At 32.7% G+C, this 22,994-nt stretch carries 17 protein-coding genes and 4 pseudogenes; 15 read left to right on the top strand and 6 right to left on the bottom strand.

Features of this window, described 5'->3' with window-relative positions:
* Positions 1-1,434, bottom strand: a complete 1,434-nt coding sequence (treB, locus tag V3224_RS16810; protein WP_334471882.1) for a PTS trehalose transporter subunit IIBC — start codon at positions 1,432-1,434, stop codon at positions 1-3.
* 757 nt (positions 1,435-2,191) lie between these two features.
* Here treB and V3224_RS16805 point away from each other — a divergent pair.
* The 4 genes from V3224_RS16805 to V3224_RS16790 all read left to right on the top strand — a co-directional run bounded on the left by V3224_RS16805 (position 2,192) and on the right by V3224_RS16790 (position 6,922).
* Positions 2,192-3,061 carry a hypothetical protein gene (locus V3224_RS16805; RefSeq protein ID WP_334471880.1) on the top strand — a complete coding sequence of 290 codons (870 nt, stop codon included), beginning with the start codon at positions 2,192-2,194 and terminating at the stop codon, positions 3,059-3,061.
* A gap of 522 nt (positions 3,062-3,583) precedes the next feature.
* Positions 3,584-4,858, top strand: a complete 1,275-nt coding sequence (locus tag V3224_RS16800; RefSeq protein WP_334471878.1) for a glycosyltransferase — start codon at positions 3,584-3,586, stop codon at positions 4,856-4,858.
* On the top strand, positions 4,858-6,282 hold the full coding sequence (locus V3224_RS16795) for a radical SAM protein (RefSeq protein ID WP_334471876.1): 1,425 nt from the start codon (positions 4,858-4,860) through the stop codon (positions 6,280-6,282). The genes V3224_RS16800 and V3224_RS16795 overlap by 1 nt, the downstream gene beginning before the upstream one ends.
* A 241-nt stretch (positions 6,283-6,523) precedes the next feature.
* Positions 6,524-6,922 (top strand): hypothetical protein, encoded by a 399-nt coding sequence (locus V3224_RS16790; protein ID WP_334471874.1) that lies wholly within the window; start codon positions 6,524-6,526, stop codon positions 6,920-6,922.
* On the opposite strand, the pseudogene V3224_RS16785 reads toward V3224_RS16790, so the two are convergent.
* Positions 6,882-7,172 (bottom strand): annotated as a pseudogene (locus V3224_RS16785) (transposase); the annotation flags it as partial. The gene V3224_RS16790 and the pseudogene V3224_RS16785 sit on opposite strands and share 41 nt — an antisense overlap.
* Before the next feature lie 358 nt (positions 7,173-7,530).
* A pseudogene (locus tag V3224_RS16780) lies at positions 7,531-8,250 on the bottom strand (IS701 family transposase); the annotation flags it as partial.
* A 69-nt stretch (positions 8,251-8,319) separates the two neighbouring features.
* On the opposite strand from V3224_RS16780, the pseudogene V3224_RS16770 reads away from it, so the two are divergent.
* Positions 8,320-8,901: pseudogene (locus V3224_RS16770) on the top strand (transposase); the annotation flags it as partial.
* 271 nt (positions 8,902-9,172) lie between these two features.
* Here the strand turns inward: V3224_RS16770 and V3224_RS16765 are convergent.
* Positions 9,173-10,099 (bottom strand): LysR family transcriptional regulator, encoded by a 927-nt coding sequence (locus V3224_RS16765; protein WP_334471868.1) that lies wholly within the window; start codon positions 10,097-10,099, stop codon positions 9,173-9,175.
* A gap of 1,767 nt (positions 10,100-11,866) precedes the next feature.
* Between V3224_RS16765 and V3224_RS16760 the strand changes: the two are divergent.
* Positions 11,867-13,855: pseudogene (locus V3224_RS16760) on the top strand (oxidoreductase).
* Between the two features lie 517 nt (positions 13,856-14,372).
* Here V3224_RS16760 and V3224_RS16755 read toward each other — a convergent pair.
* Positions 14,373-15,329 carry a TerC family protein gene (locus V3224_RS16755; protein WP_334471866.1) on the bottom strand — a complete coding sequence of 319 codons (957 nt, stop codon included), beginning with the start codon at positions 15,327-15,329 and terminating at the stop codon, positions 14,373-14,375.
* A 601-nt stretch (positions 15,330-15,930) separates the two neighbouring features.
* On the opposite strand from V3224_RS16755, the gene V3224_RS16750 reads away from it, so the two are divergent.
* From V3224_RS16750 to V3224_RS16725, 6 genes are all read left to right on the top strand, one after another.
* Positions 15,931-16,899, top strand: coding sequence for an IS110 family transposase (locus V3224_RS16750; RefSeq protein ID WP_032115191.1), 969 nt, complete (start codon positions 15,931-15,933; stop codon positions 16,897-16,899).
* Between the two features lie 323 nt (positions 16,900-17,222).
* A complete protein-coding gene (locus V3224_RS16745) occupies positions 17,223-17,888 on the top strand; it encodes a DedA family protein (RefSeq protein WP_334471864.1) in 666 nt (221 codons plus the stop codon).
* A 223-nt stretch (positions 17,889-18,111) separates the two neighbouring features.
* Positions 18,112-18,408 carry a DUF883 family protein gene (locus V3224_RS16740; protein WP_334471862.1) on the top strand — a complete coding sequence of 99 codons (297 nt, stop codon included), beginning with the start codon at positions 18,112-18,114 and terminating at the stop codon, positions 18,406-18,408.
* 1 nt (position 18,409) lies between these two features.
* Positions 18,410-18,817 (top strand): phage holin family protein, encoded by a 408-nt coding sequence (locus V3224_RS16735; RefSeq protein ID WP_334471860.1) that lies wholly within the window; start codon positions 18,410-18,412, stop codon positions 18,815-18,817.
* A complete protein-coding gene (locus V3224_RS16730) occupies positions 18,804-19,100 on the top strand; it encodes a YqjK-like family protein (protein ID WP_032115696.1) in 297 nt (98 codons plus the stop codon). Before V3224_RS16735 ends, V3224_RS16730 begins: the two co-directional genes overlap by 14 nt.
* A gap of 426 nt (positions 19,101-19,526) precedes the next feature.
* The gene (locus tag V3224_RS16725; RefSeq protein ID WP_334471856.1) at positions 19,527-19,922 is read left to right on the top strand and encodes a DoxX family protein; all 396 of its coding nucleotides are present in this window, start codon (positions 19,527-19,529) and stop codon (positions 19,920-19,922) included.
* Between the two features lie 60 nt (positions 19,923-19,982).
* Here V3224_RS16725 and V3224_RS16720 read toward each other — a convergent pair whose 3' ends face one another.
* The gene (locus V3224_RS16720; RefSeq protein WP_310509702.1) at positions 19,983-20,900 is read right to left on the bottom strand and encodes a LysR family transcriptional regulator; all 918 of its coding nucleotides are present in this window, start codon (positions 20,898-20,900) and stop codon (positions 19,983-19,985) included.
* Between the two features lie 308 nt (positions 20,901-21,208).
* On the opposite strand from V3224_RS16720, the gene V3224_RS16715 reads away from it, so the two are divergent.
* The 3 genes from V3224_RS16715 (at position 21,209) to V3224_RS16705 (ending at position 22,850) form a co-directional block, all read left to right on the top strand.
* Positions 21,209-21,910 (top strand): pirin family protein, encoded by a 702-nt coding sequence (locus V3224_RS16715; RefSeq protein ID WP_334471852.1) that lies wholly within the window; start codon positions 21,209-21,211, stop codon positions 21,908-21,910.
* A gap of 197 nt (positions 21,911-22,107) precedes the next feature.
* Complete coding sequence (locus V3224_RS16710; RefSeq protein ID WP_334471850.1) at positions 22,108-22,494, top strand: HTH domain-containing protein; 387 nt, start codon at positions 22,108-22,110, stop codon at positions 22,492-22,494.
* The gene (locus tag V3224_RS16705; protein WP_334471848.1) at positions 22,491-22,850 is read left to right on the top strand and encodes a hypothetical protein; all 360 of its coding nucleotides are present in this window, start codon (positions 22,491-22,493) and stop codon (positions 22,848-22,850) included. Before V3224_RS16710 ends, V3224_RS16705 begins: the two co-directional genes overlap by 4 nt.
* Positions 22,851-22,994: the final 144 nt, after the last annotated feature.

Raw genomic sequence — 22,994 nt, 5'->3', positions numbered from 1 at the left:
TTAATCAGAAATAAGCGCACCTTTTCGCTGTTGGTAACGGTAAATTACTATCGTCAATATGATTGGAACAACAATAGCAATGATTGTCGCAAATGAATAAACTAACCAATAAATCGGTTGGATAGAAAGAATACCAGGCAATCCCCCCACACCGATACCGTTTGAAAGTACGCCAAAAGCACCACAGATAAAACCGGCAAAAGCAGAAACTACCATGGCGCAAAGCAAGGGAAAACGATAATAAAGATTAACACTATAAAGCGCAGGCTCAGTAACGCCCAGATAAGCGGAAATTGCAGCCGGAATAGTCACTTCTCGTTCATTTTCTTTACGGCTAATAATAATAATACCCACCACAGCAGAAGCTTGTGCAATATTGGAAAGCGCAATTATCGGCCAAATTGGCGTTCCACCCTGCGCTTGCATTATCTGCAGATCTATAGCCAACGTAGTATGATGAACGCCACTGATTACTAATAGAGGATAGGTAAAGCCAAAAATAGCGGAGCCAATTGAGGCAAAACCACCGAACATAACAAATCTGACTACTTCTGCAATTTGGTTACCTATAATTCGCCCTATTGGACCGAGTATTGCATGCGCAACAAAAACAGAGATGCTCAAAGTAACAATCGGCACAATCACAAATTTCAAATAACCAGGAACATAACGACGTATAAATATTTCAAACCAACCTAAAAATAAGCCAGCAAAAATAGCGGGAATAACTTGAGCCTGATAGCCTACTTTTTGGATAGTAAATAGACCAAAATCCCAAACAGCAGGTAACTGACTACCTAAATTATAGGCATTCATTAATTGTGGCGAGACTAATGTAATTCCCAGAATAATACCTAGTATTGGTGTTCCGCCTATTTTTTTTACTGTTGACCAGCAAATTGCTACCGGTAAAAAATGAAAAATAGCCTCACATGGCAACCAGAGAAAATCATAAATCGGTTTTAGTGTAGGATAAAATGCCATTAATGGCTTATTGTTTACTATTGGCATTTCACCTAAAACATTCCTCAAGCCTAACAACAAACCGCCACAAATTAGCGCAGGCAGCAATGGGAAGAAAATTTCAGTTAGATTAGTAATTAACCGCGTCCAAAGTTTTGTCTTTTTTTTAATCGCTATTTTGGGCGCTTTTTTATCGTCATCACCTGTTGAGATATCAAATTGTTGTTGAATTGCTTTATAATATTTGTCTACATTGGTACCAATAACAATTTGTAATTGCCCTGCTTGATTAAAACAACCTTTAACTTCTGGTAGTTTTTTTAAATCCTCTATATTTACCTTTTCTGGTTCATGTAAAATAAAACGTAATCGAGTCAAACAGTGGGTAAAACTATTTACATTATTTTTGCCACCAATCGTAGAAATAATCTTGTTAATATGAATATGATTTATTGTGATTTTTTTTAACATAATTTTAATGATTTTGTATTTTTACATAATAAAATATCTCATCAATAATCATATTACATAGAGATCAATCACAAAAATAGACATAAAATCAATTGAATACATTTTTTTGAAAATTTATTATTTATGTTGAAAATATAATGGTAATTTCCACGATTTTAATAAGTATTGGCTAGTATTATTTTTGTTTAAAATAAATATAACTTATTATGTAAATTTACTTTGATAATAAATTTTTTATTCTAATTTTTAGAATAAAAAACACTTAATGATTTTATGTCATTAAATTTTTAATAACTATTTTTAATAAAAATATTTTTTTAAACTAAAATAAAATTCATCTTAATCACTACATTTAAATGTATAGATTGAAATTTCACTCAATTGTATCTGAAAATGTTATTACTTGGTTTCAATTATTTTAATAACGTTTAACGTTGATCATTTTTTTGTGCTTATTTAATATTTTTAATAAACTGTTTATACATATCTAATTAATATAAAATTTTAATGTATTAAAAGTTGAAATAAATTTACAGTTAAATGACAAATGTTATTTGAAAGATTTTTATTTGTATATCAATTATAGCAAAAATTACTTCTATTTTTGTGGCAAATATTTTTATTCGATGCTTATCACAAAATATATTAATAATTATTATAAAATAAGAAAACATTTATATTATATATGATAAATATTTTTTTATTCAAAGCAAAAAAATAAAAGGTAGGGAATTAATATGCCTTATAAAAAAAAGTTATGTTTATTTCATTTGACGCCATAGCAGTTTCAGGAATTACAGTTGAAGCAACAAAATTAGCATGTTATTTAAATAATCGAGGTTTTGAATCCTTTATTGATTTAGGTTATGACATAAAGATTGATAAAGGAAATTTTGCCAAAACCTATTCATGTTATGAAAAATCAATTTTTGATAAGCATTTTAAATTAGTGCGAATTAATGATATATATTTGTTAAAAAATTACACGGTTGAATTTATCAATAAAGTAAATAATATTTTAATTAATGGAACTACAAAAGCGAATTTAATAGAAAAAAATAATCTGCTGGAACAGGTAAATATTGTTGCTAATGCATTATCTGAATTAATCTTTAATACATGGAATAAACTAGAGATCACTCATCTTGTTATTGAAAATGGAACATTGCCTGAGAATATTATCTATACTAAAGCGCTCTATAAAAGTATAGAAAAATATGGTTTACAAAAAAATCTAGCATGTTTTGTATTATGGCGAGATCATGATCTAATGTGGAACAGCAAAACATTATCAAAAAAATATGGTCAAGAGCCTTGGTATTATGCAATAAAACCTATTAAATCAAAATATATAAAATATGTTACTTTAAATGATTCATTAGCCAAAAAGCTAAAAGATTGGAGTAATCAAGATATCAATATTGATGTTATGCGTAATACTTATTTATTTAATAATAATCATAATAGAATGAATATAAGAGATAGATTTAACATATCGAAAGATGATTTTTTAATCGCTAGAACGACTAGAATTATTCCTGAAAAAAAATTAGAAAGAGATATTTATCTAGTAAGAAAGCTTAACGATTTATATATAAAAAAAATAAATCATGCTCTATATATTTAATTATTGCTGGTGATGAAAAAAAAACAGTGATTATTCAAATTATCTAAGACAATACATAAAAAAACTATAAATAGAGAATTTTATAAAATTTTCTGGCCCGCTGCAGCATGACTTTATCGAAAATGAAAACAATAAGCCGACTATTCAAGATCTCTATTACTCCAGCGATATGGTTTCATTCTTAACATCATATGATTATGATAGTTATGGTAATCCAATAGGAGAAGCAATTAGTCATAAGCGCTGTTATATATCCACAAGTTACGAATATTATCATGAAGTTTATGGACAACATGGTTTTAAAACTGAATTAATGAATATTTCACCAAAAAAAGATGGACTACCGGACGACGATTTTATCCATCGAGTTTATAATTTAATTAATGATCGAAATCAGACAGCTGCGTTAGTGAAACATAATTTTAATATAGGAAAAAATTTATTATCTAATCAGATAATAAATAAAATATTTAATATCTAGTATTAAAAATTAAATTTTATAACCTTTAATATGGATAATTTATGCGTAGAGAAACCTTTATATCTATTGTATTCCCTTTTTATAATGAAAGTGAACGATTAGAAAGTGTCATAGAATCAATTTATAATCAAAAATTTAAGTATAAGCTATTTGATCTTAGTAATACTGAATTAATTTTTGTAGACAATAATTCAACCGATAATTCTGTTAACAAAATTATTACTTGCCAAAATAAATATCACAATCTTGATATTCATATTATTAATGAAAAAATTCAAGGTGTTTCTTCAGCAAGAAAAAAAGGGATGGATTGTGCCTCCCAACGAGCTGAAAAACGGCGTGTTCAATTTGGCAATCAACAAAAGCATTATATTGTATCAGCTGACGCTGATTGTATTGTAGACCAATATTGGCTTGATGAACTTATCTACACAATGATCACACAAGATGGTGATTTAGGTACTTGTAATTATTTTTATGAGAAAAATGACTTTATCGAGCGGCCTAACTTATATAAAGAAATAGATAAAACCTTACGCTGCCGTGATTTTTCATTTTCCTTATTTGGTGGCTTTCCCGATGGAAAAGGATTTGCTGTTGAAAAAAATATGTATGATATTGTTGGCGGTATTGAAATATTTTACCAATTACAAAATGGTAAATTTGTCGAACATTTATCTGACGATTGGGATTTTGGTATAAAAGTTATTGCTTATGGTGGAAAACCGGTATATTCACCAAAATCATATGTAAAAATTAATAGTAGGAGAGTTGATACCTTATTATACGATGTTATTAATGGTATCGCCTATGGCGAAAATGGCGTCATTACAATGAAAGATGTAAGGCCACTAGACCATCAATTAACTCATTATCAAGATTTAACCGCGAGTGATGCACAGCAGGCCTGGTTTTATTCAATAAAAGATTATATTCCAAAAAACATTATATTACCGACACTATTAAATCCTAATATTTTAATTCACAACCAACAAGTTATTAATTTTTTTACACCTGATGTTGCTAAGGATCTCTATAATAGAATTAATGAGATCAAAAATGAAACCAGTATTATTGATTTCAAACCGATACATTCTTATAAAACACCCGCATTCAGACTTTATTTCGAATTCAAAGATGAGATATTCAACTCACTTCGTCATCATGTAGATGAAGACATAGGCTACCCACCACCACTTCCTGCCTGTTTTAATGCTATTGATAATAAAGATTTTAATAGATTTGTTTATTATTTTTGTGAGGATAGAGAATCAGGAGAAGCACACAATTATTTTGCTAATGGTGGAGTATTCTAATGCGAGATACCTATATTGCTTCTCTTAATGATATTGATGAAAAATATCCTAGACCAAATATATGCAATATTTTAAGTAAAAAAGAAAATACAGATTTACTTGAATATGTGATTAAAGATCCTTTTGGTTGTCATATTTTCCCAGGTGATATCGACAATTATCCCTTAACCTCATTTTTTGATGATATGAATAAGGAAATAAAAAAGGCAGGAAATATTCATGTCTGGGTTTATATTCCAACTTGTCGTTATCGATGCCATTTTTGTCAATTTCCCACCATTATAGTAAACCCTAAGTCAGCAAAATCTGACAGTTTATTTAAAGAAATCGTTGACCTTAATATAAAAGAAGCCACTCTTTGGCTAAAGCAAGTACCAAATCTTGCTAATGTAAACATCGGTGAATTTAATATATTTGGCGGTACTCCCTCTCTTCTGCCCGATAGCGAATTAAAAAGATTAATAAATTTTTATAAAAATAATTTTAATTTTTCATCCACTACCATGCGATTTGAAGGAGAGCCTGGTAGTCTTAATAAAGAATACTTATCGTTACTGAAAGAACTAGGTTTTTCTAAATTATCCTTTGGTACACAATCATTTCAGGATCATTTAATTAAAGCATGTGGCAGAAAACATACTGCAAAAGAATGTTTTAAAACTATTGCAGATGCTAATGCATTAGGTTTTGAATTGATTAGCGTTGACCTCATTTATGGTTTATTCGGTCAAACTGTTGATGATGTAAAAAACGATATGGAAATAATAAAAAAACTCAATATTTCGCATGTTGTTTGCACTAAATTACATATGAAAGAGTTTATGGAAACTAGAACCGGCGTATCGGGAGAGAGAGATAGTTTGTGGCAGAAAAAAATAATTACTGTCGCAGATAGCTCGATACCCAGTTTAGGAAAACAGTATCAAATGCGTGATTTAATAGATAGATATCTCGCCATGGAATATAACGAACACCCGACCATGTATTTTTATAAAAAAAATACTTACCCTGAAAAATGGAAAAGCCTTATTACAGATCTTAATAAACAATTTCCAGAGATAGCGATTGGCTTAGGTGGCAGCTCAAAATCTATCTCCTCTGAAATGATAAATATAACAAACTATAAACAATACAAAGAATCTATTAATGAAAGCCAGCTACCTTGCCACTCTATTAGAGGTTTTTCAAACAATCAAAAAAGAATAAATGCTTTTAAAATGGCATTATCTAGCTTGATGCCAGTAGATGATAATGTTTATAAAGCAAAATTTGATGGGGAAAGTTTTTTTACAAATAAAACTATTAATAATGCACTAACAACATTACAGCATAGAAAACTTATTTCTATTGATAATAGCAGGGTTTTTTTAACTAAAGAAGCGGCGATATTAGTTGAATCCATTATTAACACCCAATTTTGTTAACATTGCTTAATAAAAAAAATAAACACTATTTATTTGATGCCACATTTTTCGGCATGGCTTACAGACATGATAACATCATTATCGCAACAGATGTATAAAACCCGTTATTAATAGTAGCAACCGATACTCCGCGATGGCCATCCTATTATTTGCAATCAGCATCACACTAGATGGCCAATGACATAATATCTGGCAAGTGCCATAGCCGGCTATCTGTGGCAAAAATGTAAGGAAATCATTAATGGAAAGAAAATATAACTCACCCTTACCCGTTTTCAGTCTTTATTACATTGCAATCGATACCGAGGCTGGTATCACACCCGCGCAATTCGAAACCTTCGTTCGCCAAAAAGGTGTCTATATTCCATGCTATCCTGGCTGGCGTTGGACGCTATTGCGTGGTCTTCGTGGCGAGCGGGTTGGACAATACCTGATGCTGTTTGAAATAGAAAGCACAGAACATCGTAATCGCTATCAATCTAGTAACGGCAATAAAACAGAATTAGCCAATCAATTCTGGCAGCAACAACCACAAAAAATACATGGTATTCTTGGCGAATGGCAACGTTATGGTACTTTTACACGAGTTTCGCACAAAACTAATTTGGGTACGCTAATAAAACACGGATTTGCTCAGTAATAGCACTTTTGATTACGTCCCAATTTTGTTGATAAAGGGTTATTTTTTCAGATATACGACGTTTATGTTGTTCAAACCACGCAGAAATAGCGAGAAAAATATGATTTCTTTGCGCTCGGCTCGTGCGAGCCTGACAGCGTTCAATACCACAGTTTTGTTTAACTTCTCGATGATAAACTTCAACAGACCAACGGGCATCCATGATAGATTTGACGTATTGACGGGTGGGATTCTCTTTGTTTGTTACTATGTCACGAGTTTCGCTCAGGCCTATAAAATTCTAGAAATGGCTTAAAAGTAATGATTAATCTGCAAGTTACTGAAATGCATAAATTTACTTAATTTACAATAAGTTATATTTAATTTATAAGGTTTTATCTATTTACATATTATGCTGAATTAAACTTAAAAATAGAGCGTTTTTTTATTGGTGCGAAACTCGTGTATGTCACGAGTTTCGCACAGGCATATAAAGTTCTAGAAATGGCTTAAAAGCAATGGTTAATCTGCAAGTTACTAAAACACATAAATTTTATTAAATTACAATAATTTGTATTTAATTTATAAGGTTTTGTCTATTTATATATCATGCTGAATTAAACTTAAAAATAGCGCGTTTTTTTATTGGTGCGAAACTCGTGTATGTAATCAATACGGCCGTTTTTGGCTGTAAATTTGAAAACGGTTACCCAACCATATCCTCGCAAGTGTATTGACGTTCCTTCTTCTGAGATGTCTAACTTGTTCAGTTGTTTGTTATGGTTAACAATCCTATTTTTCCTCAGCGTGGTTACCCAGATCCAACCATGAGAGCGAATTGATTTCAGGTTATCCAGGCTAGAATACCAAGCATCCATCACTACGGCTTCTGGCATGATCCCTCTTTTTTTAGCAAGAGTGAGCATTTCGGAAAAATGCGTGTTTTTTGTTTTTCTATCAGAATCTTTATCATAAATACGATAATTGATAGGAATTGATTCAACCTTCGTCAGATCATGCCAAAGCAAATTAACTAAACCTATGCCAGCAATAACCTCATGTTCATTACCTGAATATTGATAATGGACCATCTCTATTTTTTTACTACGTGTTTTGGCAATCAATGTATCATCGGCAATTAGTACGCAAGGGCTTTTTTTGTCTATAGAAGGTTCAACTAATCGCCATAGGTCTTTAGGTCTAAAACATCTACTTTTTAGCCATCAGCTAACAGTGTCATGAGATAAAGGCGATGGGCTTACTTCTGATAACGCTAAACCAGAGTATCTTAAACTGCTTACTTGTAAGAATGTTTTATAGATATCTTTAATACATGGATAACCCGACAAAATATGAACACCCTGATTTTTTCTTGTTTTTAAATTTATACTTCTTTTTTGGAGATTGCGAAACTCGTGGGAAAAACAAAAAACACGCACTTTTCCGAAATGCTCACTCTTGCTAAAAAAAGAGGGATCATGCCAGAAGCCGTAGTGATGGATGCTTGGTATTCTAGCCTGGATAACCTGAAATCAATTCGCTCTCATGGTTGGATCTGGGTAACCACGCTGAGGAAAAATAGGATTGTTAACCATAACAAACAACTGAACAAGTTAGACATCTCAGAAGAAGGAACGTCAATACACTTGCGAGGATATGGTTGGGTAACCGTTTTCAAATTTACAGCCAAAAACGGCCGTATTGATTACATAGTAACAAACAAAGAGAATCCCACCCGTCAATACCTCAAATCTATCATGGATGCCCGTTGGTCTGTTGAAGTTTATCATCGAGAAGTTAAACAAAACTGTGGTATTGAACGCTGTCAGGCTCGCACGAGCCGAGCGCAAAGAAATCATATTTTTCTCGCTATTTCTGCGTGATTTGAACAACATAAACGTCGTATATCTGAAAAAATAACCCTTTATCAACAAAATTGGGACGTAATCAAAAGTGCTATTACTGAGCAAATCCCTGTTTTATTAGCGTACCCAAATTAGTTTTGTGCGAAACTCGTGTATTATTATATTTAAATATAATATTTTTATAAATCATTAAAATAACAAAAGCAATTGAAATTATTTATTAAAGTGATAATTAAATTAAAATTGATAATATTAAAAACCTAATAGGCATCGCTCAATGAAACAATAAATATCATGTAATAAATAAAACCAGAAGATAACTTTAAAATAAAACTCGATACAGAAAAAATGCTATATTATATATTTTTTGTTTAATATTAGATTCCCTGGTGTTTATTACATCATATTAATCACATATTAAATCTATAAACCATTGTAAAGATTCTTTTTTTTCAGTCTTGTAATATAATTTTCCTCGAACTTCGATATTGAAAGGGGCAGGAGAGATAGCTAAATTAACTTTATGTTGCTTACCTAATGATATATTTTTATTGGATTTAGGAATAAACGAAATACCTTTTCCATCACCTAATATATGAAAAACATCATCAATACTTGGAACTGAAATTATATTCTTATTATGCTTATCCATTAATATATTTTTTATTCTCTCAAAACCTTTCGATAATAACATACTTTCTGTTTGTATAATAATATTATTAAGTAGTAATTCCATTTTATCTTTATAGTGATTTATAATATTTTCAGCTGCACCTAATTCTAACTTAGAACATAGTGATAGACTTTCAATATTAGCAGGTAAATTCTGCTCTTCTCTTGAACCAATAAAAATATCTGCCTGAATACGACATATAATATCTGATATTAAATGATTAGAATACTTCTTAATATCAACAAGAATTCCCGATTCAATTGAATCTATTTTTGATATTATTGAGGCCAGATCAGGAAAATAAGCATCATCTGTCGCTATATTAATAACAGACTTTTTTTTACTAGAAAAACCTAACATTAATTTTTTTGTTGTAGCACTTACATCCTGATAATGTGGGAATAATTCTTGATATAATTTTTCCCCATTAGAAGTTAATTTTGCTCCTCTTCCTGAGTGTTGAAAAAGTTGAACACCTAACTGCACCTCTATTTCCTTCATTCCCTTACTAAGGGCAGAAGGAGATATACATAACTCATCTGCCGCTTCTTTAAATGTTCCTTTTTGGGCAATAGTTATAAATTGCTCAACTCTTTTTGAGAAAAACATATTATCTCCTATATGAAAATCTGATAAAAATAAATTTTTTACGAAAAACATATTATCTTCTCTATAAAAAATTAGATAGAAGCAAAATTTTATTAAAAAAACAACTCAAAACATATAAATAATCAGCTCAATAATTTTTATATTTTTAGAATTCTCAATGTAATAATATATAATGTAAACTTTTATTTTATCCTAATATAGCTACATATAACTTCTCCCTATCAATTGTTATTACTTCTTATAACTTATAAATAATAAAATGTCACATACTTTTTTTCATTTATTGTTTACTTATCATCAATTTGCAATCATTTATAAGAATAATAATGAAAATTTAAAAATTTATCATATTTAACCACTTACAATAAACTGTATAAAAATACATATATTTTACATTTTTAAAAAATAGAAATTGTGATATTGTAAAATTAATAATTCTTAGTGCATTTAAATAAAAAAATAAATAACTAGAATATATACATTACAATTAGCAAATTATAATATAAATTTTATTTTACTATTGTACATTACAAGACTTTTAAATTTAATGAAGTTTATAACAAAAGGTTGTGAAATAAATTTCTTGTTATAACATTACCTTCTTTGATTTATGGATTAAACACCAAATACTAAGTATTATATGCATCCCCATATTATAGATTTAATTAAAGATAAAAATTCTATTGTTAATATAGAATATAATTAATTTTATATGAAAAATGAACTATTACTCATCCGGATTATATTTCTACAGATGCTCATCATATTTTAACATTAATTTTTTTGTTCTTTATTTTTCGATTAGAGCCATTACCCTTCTTATAACCACCTATATATTTATAAATTGCCACGGCTTTTTAGTTTTATCTTGCTCATCCAAAACCCAACAATACCTCAACATAATCAGGATAAACTTAATCATTAAAAATATTATCACTAAAACAAAATAAGAAAGAACTACCAAATATCTTCTAAAACTATTTTGGTTAATTCTTCACTATACTAATTTTTGTTTACTTAAATTTTAGCTAAGTCTCAAAAATCTTATACATATAAATAAACACAATAATATAACTATTTTATAGTCTACTCCCAACGACCGTAAGTAAAGTGAATACAAAAAATTGTCGATTACTATAAATAACTTTTCTAAATCAATATGTTAAAATTATACAACCATGCTTACTAAATATGTGGTTTATAACTGTCCTGTAAAAATTCAATTGATATCATTATGTGAAAATAGATCTATAAAGAAGCACAATTCTATCAAATCTCCTATCATTCAAATGTGACCCTACACTAAAATTAATAACATTTAACTACCAAAAGAATGAAAATTGCATTTTTAGACTTTTACAACGTTATTTATATCCTAACTATTTAGTGTAGGACTTTACGGCAATTTAATAATTATAAAATAATACATCGGTAAATATGATAAAAATCACAATTTATTAATAATAATATAGTCTTTCAACTATTAATATAGGTTAAATTAAGATAATGTTTCTACAATTTGCGTTGCAATTGGCTATTAAGTAAAACAATAATCCAATACTAAGAACCCATCATAAGGAAAATGGATATGCATCTCTTTCCTCATCTATTTAAGCCATTAGACTTAGGTTACACCCAATTAAAAAACAGAGTAATTATCACGAGTTTCGCACAGGCCTATAAAATTCTAGAAATGGCTTAAAAGTAATGATTAATCTGCAAGTTACTGAAATGCATAAATTCACTTAATTTACAATAAGTTATATTTAATTTATAAGGTTTTATCTATTTACATATTATGCTGAATTAAACTTAAAAATAGAGCGTTTTTTTATTGGTGCGAAACTCGTGATTATGGGCTCTATGCATACTGGGCTAGAAGAGCATCCTCAAGCTAGTGTTAGGTTAGCAAAGTTCTATGCAGACAGGGCAAAAAATAATATTGGATTAATTATTACCGGCGGCATCGCCCCTAATCGCTCTGGCAGCCTGACCAAACATGGGGCAACCCTAATTAGTAAGAAACAAATTTTTCACCATAAAAAAATTACTCATGCGGTTCATCAAGCGGGGGGAAAAATTGCCTTACAGATCCTGCACGCTGGCCGCTATAGCTACCACCCAGATCTAGTTGCACCTAGTGCATTACAAGCTAGTATTAATCCCTTTTTGCCTAAATCACTAAGTGATACTGCAATTTTGCAAACAATTGAAGACTATGCCAATTGCGCCGAACTTGCTTTGCAAGCGGGTTATGATGGTATAGAAATTATAGGTTCAGAGGGTTATCTAATTAACCAGTTTATTACCCGATATACTAATCATCGTGATGATTTATGGGGCGGTAGTTATCAAAATCGGATCCGCTTTCCAATTGAAGTCATTAAAACTGTTCGGCAACAGGTAGGGAATAATTTCATTATTATCTACCGACTATCTATGCTTGATTTAATTGAAAAAGGCTCCAATTGGGGTGAGATTGAGCTTTTAGCAAAAGCAATCGAAAATGCAGGCGCATCGATGATTAGTACAGGTATTGGCTGGCATGAATCAAAGATCCCGACGATTGCAATGATGGTACCAAGAGCAGGCTTTACTTGGGTCACTAAAAAATTGATGGGAAAAATATCAATCCCCTTAATTTGCACTAATCGTATCAATTCACCTGAGGTAGCTGAAAAGATTTTATCTGACGGCTGTGCTGATTTAGTTTCTATGGCTCGGCCATTTCTTGCTGATGCAGAGTTTATGACAAAAGCAGCCGAAAATCGTGCGGATGAAATTAATACCTGTATTGCTTGTAATCAAGCCTGTTTAGATCAGATATTTGTTGGCAAACAAGCATCATGTTTAGTTAACCCCCGAGCTTGCCATGAATTAGACTTTCCTTTCCAACCAGTATTAAAACCAAAAAATATTGCTGTTATCGGCGCAGGTCCTGCCGGATTATCATTTGCAATAACAGCGGCGGAGCGTGGGCACCATATTACTTTATTTGAACAAGAATACCAGATCGGTGGCCAACTGAATCTTGCTAAACAAATACCTGGAAAAATAGAGTTCCAAGAAACTATTCGTTACTTTCAACGTCAACTGACACTAAAAAATGTTACTGTTCATTTAACTAAAAAAGCCGCTGCTGAACAATTGGTAAACTTTGACGAGATCATTATCGCTACAGGCGTACTACCGAAAAAAATTCACATTGAAGGTATCGATCACGGCAGTGTCGTGAATTATTATGATGTATTAAAACATCATATTACCATAGGTCCCCAGGTTGCAATTATCGGGGCTGGAGGGATCGGTTTTGATATAGCACAATATCTTTGTCAAGAAACAGATAATAGTAGCCAAAGCATTGATGCTTTTACCCACCAATGGAACATTGATACCACCATATCTCAACCAGGTGGTATTTATCCTAAGAGTGAGCAGAACATTGATTCTGCTCGTAAAATTTATCTGCTGCAACGAAAATCAACCCGTGTTGGTGAACAGCTAGGAAAAACAACCGGCTGGATCCATCGCTTAAACTTACTACGCCATGGCGTTACAATGATGAATGATGTTAGCTACCAGAAAATTGATGATCAGGGATTGCATATTTATCATAACAAGCAAAAAAAGTGTTAGCCTGTTGATAACATCATCATCTGTGCTGGCCAACAATCACTTCGTACTTTAGCCGATGCATTATATAAATTAGGCAAGACACCCCATATTATCGGTGGTGCCGATATTGCTGCAGAACTTGATGCTCGGCGTGCTATTGATCAAGGAATGCGTCTTGCTTATACAATATAAAGAAAAACACCAATAAGCGTGGATATAGCCGCCAAAAAAGTAGCAAAAATACAGAATAGTAAGATAGAACAAATATTGGTTTTTTGACCTTTTTGTGGTTAACAGTCGAAGACATAACCGATGTTGATACTAAAATAGGCGCAATAACTTTCATAGGACTAATAAATAAATTCAAATAAATTATCATTCAGAACGCCATAAAATTAAAGTCTGACCTAAAAGAATACGGCAAGTGAATCAATTAGTATTTGCATTACAAAACTTGCATATACGATATTAGACAGTAAGCTAATATGTTTTTTTACATTGTTATTCCAAAGTATTTTTATGACGGTAAAAAGATACCATCATAGATAAAAATAGATTTATTAGATAAACAATTAACTAACTCTTTTATTAATAAATTAACTAGCAGAACTCATTTTACTAATAGAGAAAGTAGCAATATCCCTTCTATCATTGCTAATCAATATAAAGGGATACAACATTATAATATTTAAAGATATTTATTTAGTAATTAAATGATTTTTTTGCATTTATTAACAATATGATTAATGAACATCGTTAATGTTAAAATCCCCGCAACAATACTTAGCGATACAGCGGTTGGAATATGAAAAATATCCATTAATAACATTTTTATACCAATGAAAATTAAGATAATAGATAGCCCGTACTTTAGCATAGAGAATTTTTCAGCAATACCTGATAAAACAAAATACATCGCTCGCAAACCTAAAATCGCAAATAGATTTGAAGTCAAGACAATAAAAGGATCCGTGGTTACTGCAAAAATGGCAGGAATGCTATCGACGGCGAAAATAATGTCACTAATCTCAACTAAAATTAATACCATAATCAACGGAGTAGCAAATAAAATACCTTGTTGACGAATAAAAAAACGCTCGCCATGTAAAGTATCTGTCATGCGTAAATGAGAACCGACCCATTTTACTAGTGGTTTTTTATCAATCGATTGATCATTTTCTTTAACAAAAAACATTTTTATACCAGTAAATAATAGAAAAATGCCAAAGAGATACAAAACCCAGTGAAACTGAGAGACTAGCCAACTACCTGTAAAGATCATGATAGTACGCAATACTATCGCACCCAAGACACCATAGATAAGAACTCGGCGCTGTAAATTGACTGGGATTGAAAAATAATTAAATAACATTAACCAAACAAATACATTATCAACAGCTAACGCTTTTTCCAGTAAATAACCGGTCAAAAAAGCCATTGTTTGGCGATTAGCAATCGTTAGGCTAGTTGTCTGTTTAAAATAAAACCATAAACCTAAGGCAAACAATAATGCCAAACTAATCCAAATAAAACTCCATACAACAGCCTGTCTTACTGTTATTTCTCTTCCCGGATGCTTACCCTGTAAAGAAATATCAATAAGTAACATAATCGCAATAACAACAGTAAAGATTGCCCATAATACGGGAGTACCAACAGAATGCATTTTAGCTCCTAGAAACGAAAAACGGCCGATTCCTACAGAAGGCTCAGCCGTTATAATCCATTTTAGTCTTCATAGGTTTCTATTCCACTAATTTAAATTATAACACAAGTTTCGCACGGGCATATAAAATTCTAGAAATGGCTTCAGAACAATAATTAATCTGTAACTTGCTAAGACGTATAAATTTACTTAAATTACAATAAGTTATTTTTAATTTATGAGATTTTTTCTATTTATATATTATGCTGAATTAAACTTAAAAATAGAACGCTTTTTTATTGGTGCGAAACTCGTGTATAAGTAAAGCTTGCCCGCTGGCAAGGTCTCACTTACAACACAAAAGCTACTTTGATATCCACCTGTGATGCCCGGTTACCGGGTGCATAACACCGTAATGACGATAGACCGGCTAAAGAAGTTACTCCCTTGTATCTTGAAATTTGGTTATAATAATAGCGATTAGATTTGGCAAGGTGTATGTAATCCGATTGTCCCTGGGGTTTATAGCCCGTAGCAAAGCGAATGATGCATACACTTAGCCACTCATCTGAAACCCGAACAGTTGTCCGTAATTCATAACGTATTTGCAAGGATGGGTAATATGAGTCAGCTAAATCCAATTTGTGTAGGAATTGATGTTTCTAAAGCTTCATTGGATATTGCAGGCACCAATAACATTGAGCAGTTCAGAGTCAGCAATAACCCTGACGGGTTCGATACCATCATTTATCAACTGAAAAAGAACAACATAGCCTTGATTCTGATGGAAGCTACAGGTGGTCTCGAGGCAGCGATTGCATGCGCTCTTCAGGCTGAAGGTTTTGATGTTGCCGTTATCAATCCCAGGCAAGCCAGAGACTTTGCTCGATCCATGGGCTATCTGGCAAAGACTGATAGAATAGATGCCAGAGTTTTAGCTCAGATGGCTGATGTCATTAACCGCCATCCTGAGCGGTCACGTTTTATCCAGGCTATTCCTGATGCAGAGCGTCAGATTCTTGCTGCTATGGTGGTGCGCAGACGCCAGCTGATTGCAATGCTTGTAGCTGAAAGAAACCGGATGCATCCATCTCACCCGCAAAACAGAAAAAGCATCAGTAACATCATCAATGCACTAGAAAATGAACTTAAACGGATTGACGAGGATATGCATAAGCATATTACGGATCATTTCAACGAGCTTGCAGAGCGGCTAAGTACTATCAAAGGCATTGGTATGATGACTGCTGCTACATTGCTGGCAGAAGTCCCTGAGTTAGGGAAACTCTCGCGCAGGGAGATCAGTGCACTGGTTGGGGTAGCTCCTGTTAATAGAGACTCGGGAACCATGCGTGGCCGACGAACCATTTTTGGCGGTCGGGCCGGAGTTCGAACCTCTTTGTACATGGCTGCACTGGTTGCAACTCGTTTCAATCCGGTGATAAAAGCATTTTACACACGGCTGGTTGCAGCAGGAAAAGCCAAAAAAGTGGCGCTGGTTGCCTGTATGCGCAAACTGCTGACTATCCTGAATGCGATTCTCAGAAAGAACCAAGAATGGGATGAGTCGTATCATAACGTTGCTCCATAAATATACTGTTCAAGACAGTTGCTTGCTAGCTATTAAAATAAAAGATCTGCTAGCAAAACACAAGATATAGGTAAATGTACTTCATGAATTGTAAAAAAATAAAATATTAAATAGAGAGTCAATTTCAACGAAAAATTTGCTATTTAGTTATTTATGATTTTGTTAGAGTATTACACTAGTCTAATATATTATGCTTATATCTGAATTTAATATTTAGGCTCATGCTACAACCCTTTTAACTAGGTTTACATTATCTCTAATAAGGGATAATAGGTAATAACTGCCAATTAGGTTTAAAGATCACGGTATTTAGGAAACACTTGATGGAATTAGTTAAAGAACTTTTTTTTGCACTCTGGCATCAAGATTACAATATGCTAATGAATCCTTCATTAGTATGGGCTATCTACATTATATTATTTATAATATTATTTTTGGAAAATGGAATATTACCTGCCGCTTTTTTACCCGGTGACAGTTTACTCATTCTAGTAGGCGTCCTAATAGCTAAAGACACTATCAATTATCCATTGACAGTTATTATCTTAACCGCAGGTGCCAGTTTGGGTTGCTGGGTAGGCTATCTTCAGGGTAAATGGCTAGGAAATAATAAAATTGTGCAAAGCTGGCTTTCTCATTTACCTGAACATTATCACCAACGTGCTTATGGCCTGTTTCATCGCCATGGCTTGGCAGCGCTGCTTATTGGCCGCTTTCTTGCTTTTATCAGGACCATCCTATCTACCATCGCCGGCCTATCCGGTTTACCTGATAAACGCTTCCAGTTTTTTAATTGGCTTAGTGGATTACTTTGGGTATTGATTTTAACTACTATTGGTTATGTATTCGGTAAAAGCCCACTCTTTCAATACTACGAACGCCAAATCATGAGTATTTTGATGCTGATCCCGCTTGTTTTGCTTTTTATTGGCCTAATAGGCAGTATAGCCGTAGTACTAAAGAAAAAATTTAAGCGCCGTAATCCCTAAATCCAAGCTAACTTATGCTGTTGCCTACTTTCCTGGTAACAGCATAGCTTTCGGTCAAACCGTTTATCAAATTTTCATACCAGTATAATTATTTTTATATTTCAATATAACAAATTTTAAATTACCTTAAATGAGATATAGATTGATTTTATTGGTTCTTTTACTATTCTCAAAGAATAAGAGTGATAAAAATTAACATTATTTATTGAGAGAGGTTAACGTTATGAAAAATACCGAAAACCTGCGTACAGAATTAAAATCATTAGCGGATTCTTTGGAAGAAGTTTTGCACAATACAGAAAATAAATCCAAAGCAGAAATTGACAAAATTCGCCGTAAAGCAGAAAAAGCGTTAGATGATTCTCGCCAAAAACTGAGTGATGTAAGCGGTAAAATTATTCATCAAACTAAGGAAGTTGCTGGCCGTACTGATGATTATGTACATGAAAATCCATGGACAGGTGTTGGTGTTAGTGCCGCTGTCGGGCTGGTATTAGGCATTTTACTGGCTAAACGTTAATATGCGAGAAAATCAACATCCAGATGGACCGGCTAAAGGCTTGCTAAGCACCTTACAACGGATAGGTTCTATTCTTATTAATATGGTTGAGACAAGGCTGCAACTTGTTGCCATCGAACTCGAACAAGAAAAGCAGACCTTTGTCCAACTGATTTTATTAGCCGGCACCACATTACTATTGATCGGATTTGGCCTTATGAGTTTGCTGGTATTAATTTTTCTCATGGTTGATCCAGCCTATCGTATACAAGTCGTTGCGATTACAACCGCTGTTTTACTTATCCTAGCGTTATTAGGTACTTGCTGGACATTAAAAATAGCCCATAGCAAGACTCTATTAGCCGCAACCCGTGAACAATTAAAACAGGATATCAAACAGTTAAAACAGAATGAAGATGAAACTGAGTAAACGTAAACAACTGGTATTAAAAAAGCAGCAATTGTTGACTAATATTCAGCAGCAGCGTAATGCGTTATCAGCTACGTCTGAACATTGGTTAACAATTACTGCATCTTATGATCGTACCTGGCAAAAAATGTTAGTTTTCAAACCACTGCTCATTGCTAGTTTCTCATTAATTGCACTCTATAATATCCGTCATCCTAAAAAACTTTATCGACTCAGTCGACGAGCTATCGGTGTTTGGGGGATAGCAAAAACCATACAAACATTTATAGCCAAAAAAGCGTAATCCATTTACGAATTGATAATAACAATTCACTCCTTTTAGACAAAAACTATTCTCGATTAATTCATTCAATTTTTTTGCATAATAGATTGAATTTTCTTAGCTAGTATTTTTAATAATGTAGGCTTTACTATAACACGAGTTTCGCACGGGCATATAAAATTCTAGAAATGGCTTCAGAACAATAATTAATCTGTAACTTGCTAAGACGTATAAATTTACTTAAATTACAATAAGTTATTTTTAATTTATGAGATTTTTTCTATTTATATATTATGCTGAATTAAACTTAAAAATAGAGCGTTTTTTTATTGGTGCGAAACTCGTGTATAAATAAAACAGCAATTAACTGCTCTTGACTAGCAGTCAAACTGCCCACTACAGATTAAAAACTATTACTTTAAATATGATGCTTTAAGAGAGATGAATATGAAAAACATAGAGAATATCACTATCCTAGTGGCGCGTATTCTGATGCCACTGTTATTTATTTTTGCCGGATATGGTAAGCTTGGTAACGGCTATATCGAAACTCAGCAATATATGCATGCGATGGGTGTCCCTGCATTTTTACTACCATTGACTATTTTATTAGAGTTTGGCGGTGGGATTGCCATACTATTGGGTTTTTTAACCCGAACCATAGCTATTTTTACCGTTGCTTTTAGTCTATTAACCGCTTTTATTTTTCACTTCAACTTTGCCGAAGGCGATAACCAATTAATGTTTTTAAAAGATTTTTCTATTGCTGGCGGCTATATGCTATTAGCCATTCTCGGACCAGGCAAATTCAGTATTGATCACTGGTTAAATAAAAAATGGTAATAGTTAAAGCTTGGGCGATCATTTTACCATCGCCCATAAGTAAAATTTAACCGAATATTTTTACGATAACTGAAAAGAATAGTGATCACTATTAAACAATTGGGGGATCTGGCGTAAGCACCAAAATTTAGCTTCACCAATTTTGCCACGATGCCAGGCCATAATAATATTAGTCTCTTGACTATACTCTGATCCTACGACTCGTAATCGTCCTGCTTTAATATCTTTTTCAACCAACGTATATGGCATGGTTGCAACACCTAAGCCCGCTAATAAAGCGCGACGTTTTTCATCGATTGAACTTACTGTTAATCTCTGCTGTTTATCTAACAACTGTACCGTTAAGACTGGCCGTTGTTTAGCGGTATCTGCAATGGCAATCCCACGATATTTGATCCGAGTCATGTCGGAAAGTGGCTCTGGCTCTTGATGAATAGGATGCTCTGGACTGGCAACATAAACATTATTAATCGTACCAAGTAAACGACTATTAATTTCAGGTGAAGAGCGAAAATGCAAATCAGGCGCAATAACAATATCTGCCTTACCCGTTTCTAAACACTCCCATGCACCCGCTAATACTTCAGTCAATAAAGAGAGTTGAGTTTCAGATTTTTGTGCCAATTTATCAACTAAAGGAAAAAGCGTTGAGACGGGGATCAATACTTCACAAACGATGGTAAGATAAGGTTCCCAACCGCGCGCCAATGCTTCAGCATCAACAACAAGTTTATCTGCTGCTTCTAACAATAGCCGCCCTCGTTCCAACAACATCCGACCAACGTCAGTAAAACGTGTTCGATGGCCAGAGCGATCAAAAAGCACCACATCAAGCTCTTCTTCTAATTTTTGCATCGTATAACTTAATGCAGAAGGAACTTTACCCAATTCATCAGCTGCGGCTGCAAAACTTCCGCGTCGATCAATGGCATTCATTACGCGTAATGCATCTAATGTTAGTGCCCGCTCTTTACTCATAAAGGATCTCAATCAAGAAATTTGAATGTTTAACTCAGATTAACTAGCTAACAATTTTACGTCTACACGAGTTTCGCACGGCGTATAAAATACTAGAAATGGCTTAAAATCGATGATTAATCTTCAAGTTACTAAAACACATAAATTTTATTAAATTACAATAAGTTGCTTTTGATTTATAAGATTCTGTCTATTTATATATTATGCTGGATTAAACTTAAAGATAGAGCGTTTATTTATTGGTGCGAAACTCGTGGTCTAGTTAATTATTATTTTTAATCATAAATTATCTGAACGGTAAAATTACTATGATAATTCCTAGAATACAAAAACAGTGTGGTCATGCTGATTTTGGTTGGCTACAAGTACAATATACCTTCTATTTTGGCCACTATTTTGATCCTGATTTTACCCATTACGGCGCTTTGCGAGTATTAAATCGAGAAACTATTGCGCCAAAAGCCGCTTGTCAGGCCAAAACCTATCCCAATATCGATATCATTAATCTTGTTTTACAAGGCGACGCTGAATTCCACGATAGCGAAGGAAATCGCATTCATCAATCTGAAAATGAGTGTTTACTTTTATCTCCGATACCTCATATAAGTTATAGCGAACACAATGTTAGTCACGAAAAACCGTTAATACAATTACAACTATGGATAAATGCCTGCGTTGAATATTTCTGCCACCCGCCACAAAAACGTAAACTCGCTAATAATGATGCGTTGACATTACTTGCTTCACCAAATGGTTCGGAAAATAGCTTAAAAATCCGCCAACAAACTTGGATTAGTCATATTTATTTAAAAACAGAACAAAGTATGACGCTTAGTCTGAAAGGAAAAAATAGTTATCTATATTCCATTACAGGAATAGTAAAATTAGCAAACAACAATCACAAGATAGCTTATATTCACTGTAGTGATGGTGCATTTTTAATGCAGGAACAAAAGGTAAAATTAACTGCCCAAACAGATTTTCGTGGCATATTGATTTATTTAAACTAAATATAAAATTGATAACTTTCAATAAAATATTTAATAAAAAGATCGACAGCCAATAAAAGTGATAGAATAAATACAGTTGTTTTAATAGATATAATTTATTTGGATGTCAGTGATAGCCTTTTTATCAAATTTATAACTAGGATATCATCTTCAATCACAGACAACTTTTCTATTTTATTAATTGAAAGGTATTACTCGTGGCTGTTTTTACAAATCAACGTATCCACCAGATTTTTACTAATATTCAGAGCGAAATTGTATCGCAAGGTGAGCTTGCTAAACGTTTTGCTGTTTCAACGCGCACCATATGTTCAGATATCAACGAATTAAATGAATATTTGCAAGACTATGACGCGTGCATCGTTTATGAGCGCGGTAATGGCTATCATTTAAAAATTAATAACGAAGCGCTTTTTGCTACCATCAAAACGGAAAAAATAGCCGATGATGAAAATATTCCGCGAACAGCCAGAGATCGGGTTGATGCGTTATTATTAAAGCTATTAATACTACCATTACCAGTTAAGTCAGATGATATCGCTGAAAAATGGTTTATTAGTCGCGGTACCATCAGCAGGACATGAGTATCGTTAGAGAATATTTGCATAAACATGACATCCAGATCGAAGGTATCCCCCATCAAGGAATAAAATTAAGTGGCAATGAATGGGCGATTCGTACCTGTATTACCGAAATATTATGGCGCCGTTTCTCACAGGAAATAAATAAAGATATCGCTAAATTTAGCCTGACTTATCTTGATAATATTGATTTAACCTATATTGATAAAGTATTGCAAAATAGTCTTAGCCGTTTTGATATTCGACTGACTAACGAAGGCCACCAATATCTCATTTTCAATTGTGCTACCACTATCTTACGTATTACTCGTGGCCGTGAATTAACCACTTTTATCAATACACGAGTTTCGCACCAATAAAAAAACGCTCTATTTTTAAGTTTAATTCAGCATAATATGTAAATAGATAAAACCTTATAAATTAAATATAACTTATTGTAAATTAAGTAAATTTATGCATTTCAGTAACTTGCAGATTAATCATTACTTTTAAGCCATTTCTAG

This window comes from Arsenophonus sp. PmNCSU2021_1 (assembly GCF_036919435.1).
Taxonomy (GTDB): Bacteria; Pseudomonadota; Gammaproteobacteria; order Enterobacterales; family Enterobacteriaceae; genus Arsenophonus; species Arsenophonus nilaparvatae.
This window is presented reverse-complemented; position numbering and strand designations above follow the sequence as displayed.

Excerpts from the sequence above, each read along its gene's own strand:
- V3224_RS16765 (WP_334471868.1), bottom strand. The coding sequence starts at position 10,099 with ATGTTTTTCGTAAAAAATTTATTTTTATCAGATTTTCATATAGGAGAT.
- V3224_RS16800 (WP_334471878.1), top strand. The coding sequence starts at position 3,584 with ATGCGTAGAGAAACCTTTATATCTATTGTATTCCCTTTTTATAATGAA.
- V3224_RS16805 (WP_334471880.1), top strand. The coding sequence starts at position 2,192 with ATGTTTATTTCATTTGACGCCATAGCAGTTTCAGGAATTACAGTTGAA.
- V3224_RS16745 (WP_334471864.1), top strand. The coding sequence starts at position 17,223 with ATGGAATTAGTTAAAGAACTTTTTTTTGCACTCTGGCATCAAGATTAC.
- V3224_RS16705 (WP_334471848.1), top strand. The coding sequence starts at position 22,491 with ATGAGTATCGTTAGAGAATATTTGCATAAACATGACATCCAGATCGAA.
- V3224_RS16790 (WP_334471874.1), top strand. The coding sequence starts at position 6,524 with ATGGAAAGAAAATATAACTCACCCTTACCCGTTTTCAGTCTTTATTAC.
- V3224_RS16715 (WP_334471852.1), top strand. The coding sequence starts at position 21,209 with ATGATAATTCCTAGAATACAAAAACAGTGTGGTCATGCTGATTTTGGT.
- V3224_RS16755 (WP_334471866.1), bottom strand. The coding sequence starts at position 15,329 with ATGCATTCTGTTGGTACTCCCGTATTATGGGCAATCTTTACTGTTGTT.
- treB (WP_334471882.1), bottom strand. The coding sequence starts at position 1,434 with ATGTTAAAAAAAATCACAATAAATCATATTCATATTAACAAGATTATT.
- V3224_RS16740 (WP_334471862.1), top strand. The coding sequence starts at position 18,112 with ATGAAAAATACCGAAAACCTGCGTACAGAATTAAAATCATTAGCGGAT.
- V3224_RS16750 (WP_032115191.1), top strand. The coding sequence starts at position 15,931 with ATGAGTCAGCTAAATCCAATTTGTGTAGGAATTGATGTTTCTAAAGCT.
- V3224_RS16725 (WP_334471856.1), top strand. The coding sequence starts at position 19,527 with ATGAAAAACATAGAGAATATCACTATCCTAGTGGCGCGTATTCTGATG.
- V3224_RS16720 (WP_310509702.1), bottom strand. The coding sequence starts at position 20,900 with ATGAGTAAAGAGCGGGCACTAACATTAGATGCATTACGCGTAATGAAT.
- V3224_RS16735 (WP_334471860.1), top strand. The coding sequence starts at position 18,410 with ATGCGAGAAAATCAACATCCAGATGGACCGGCTAAAGGCTTGCTAAGC.
- V3224_RS16730 (WP_032115696.1), top strand. The coding sequence starts at position 18,804 with ATGAAACTGAGTAAACGTAAACAACTGGTATTAAAAAAGCAGCAATTG.
- V3224_RS16795 (WP_334471876.1), top strand. The coding sequence starts at position 4,858 with ATGCGAGATACCTATATTGCTTCTCTTAATGATATTGATGAAAAATAT.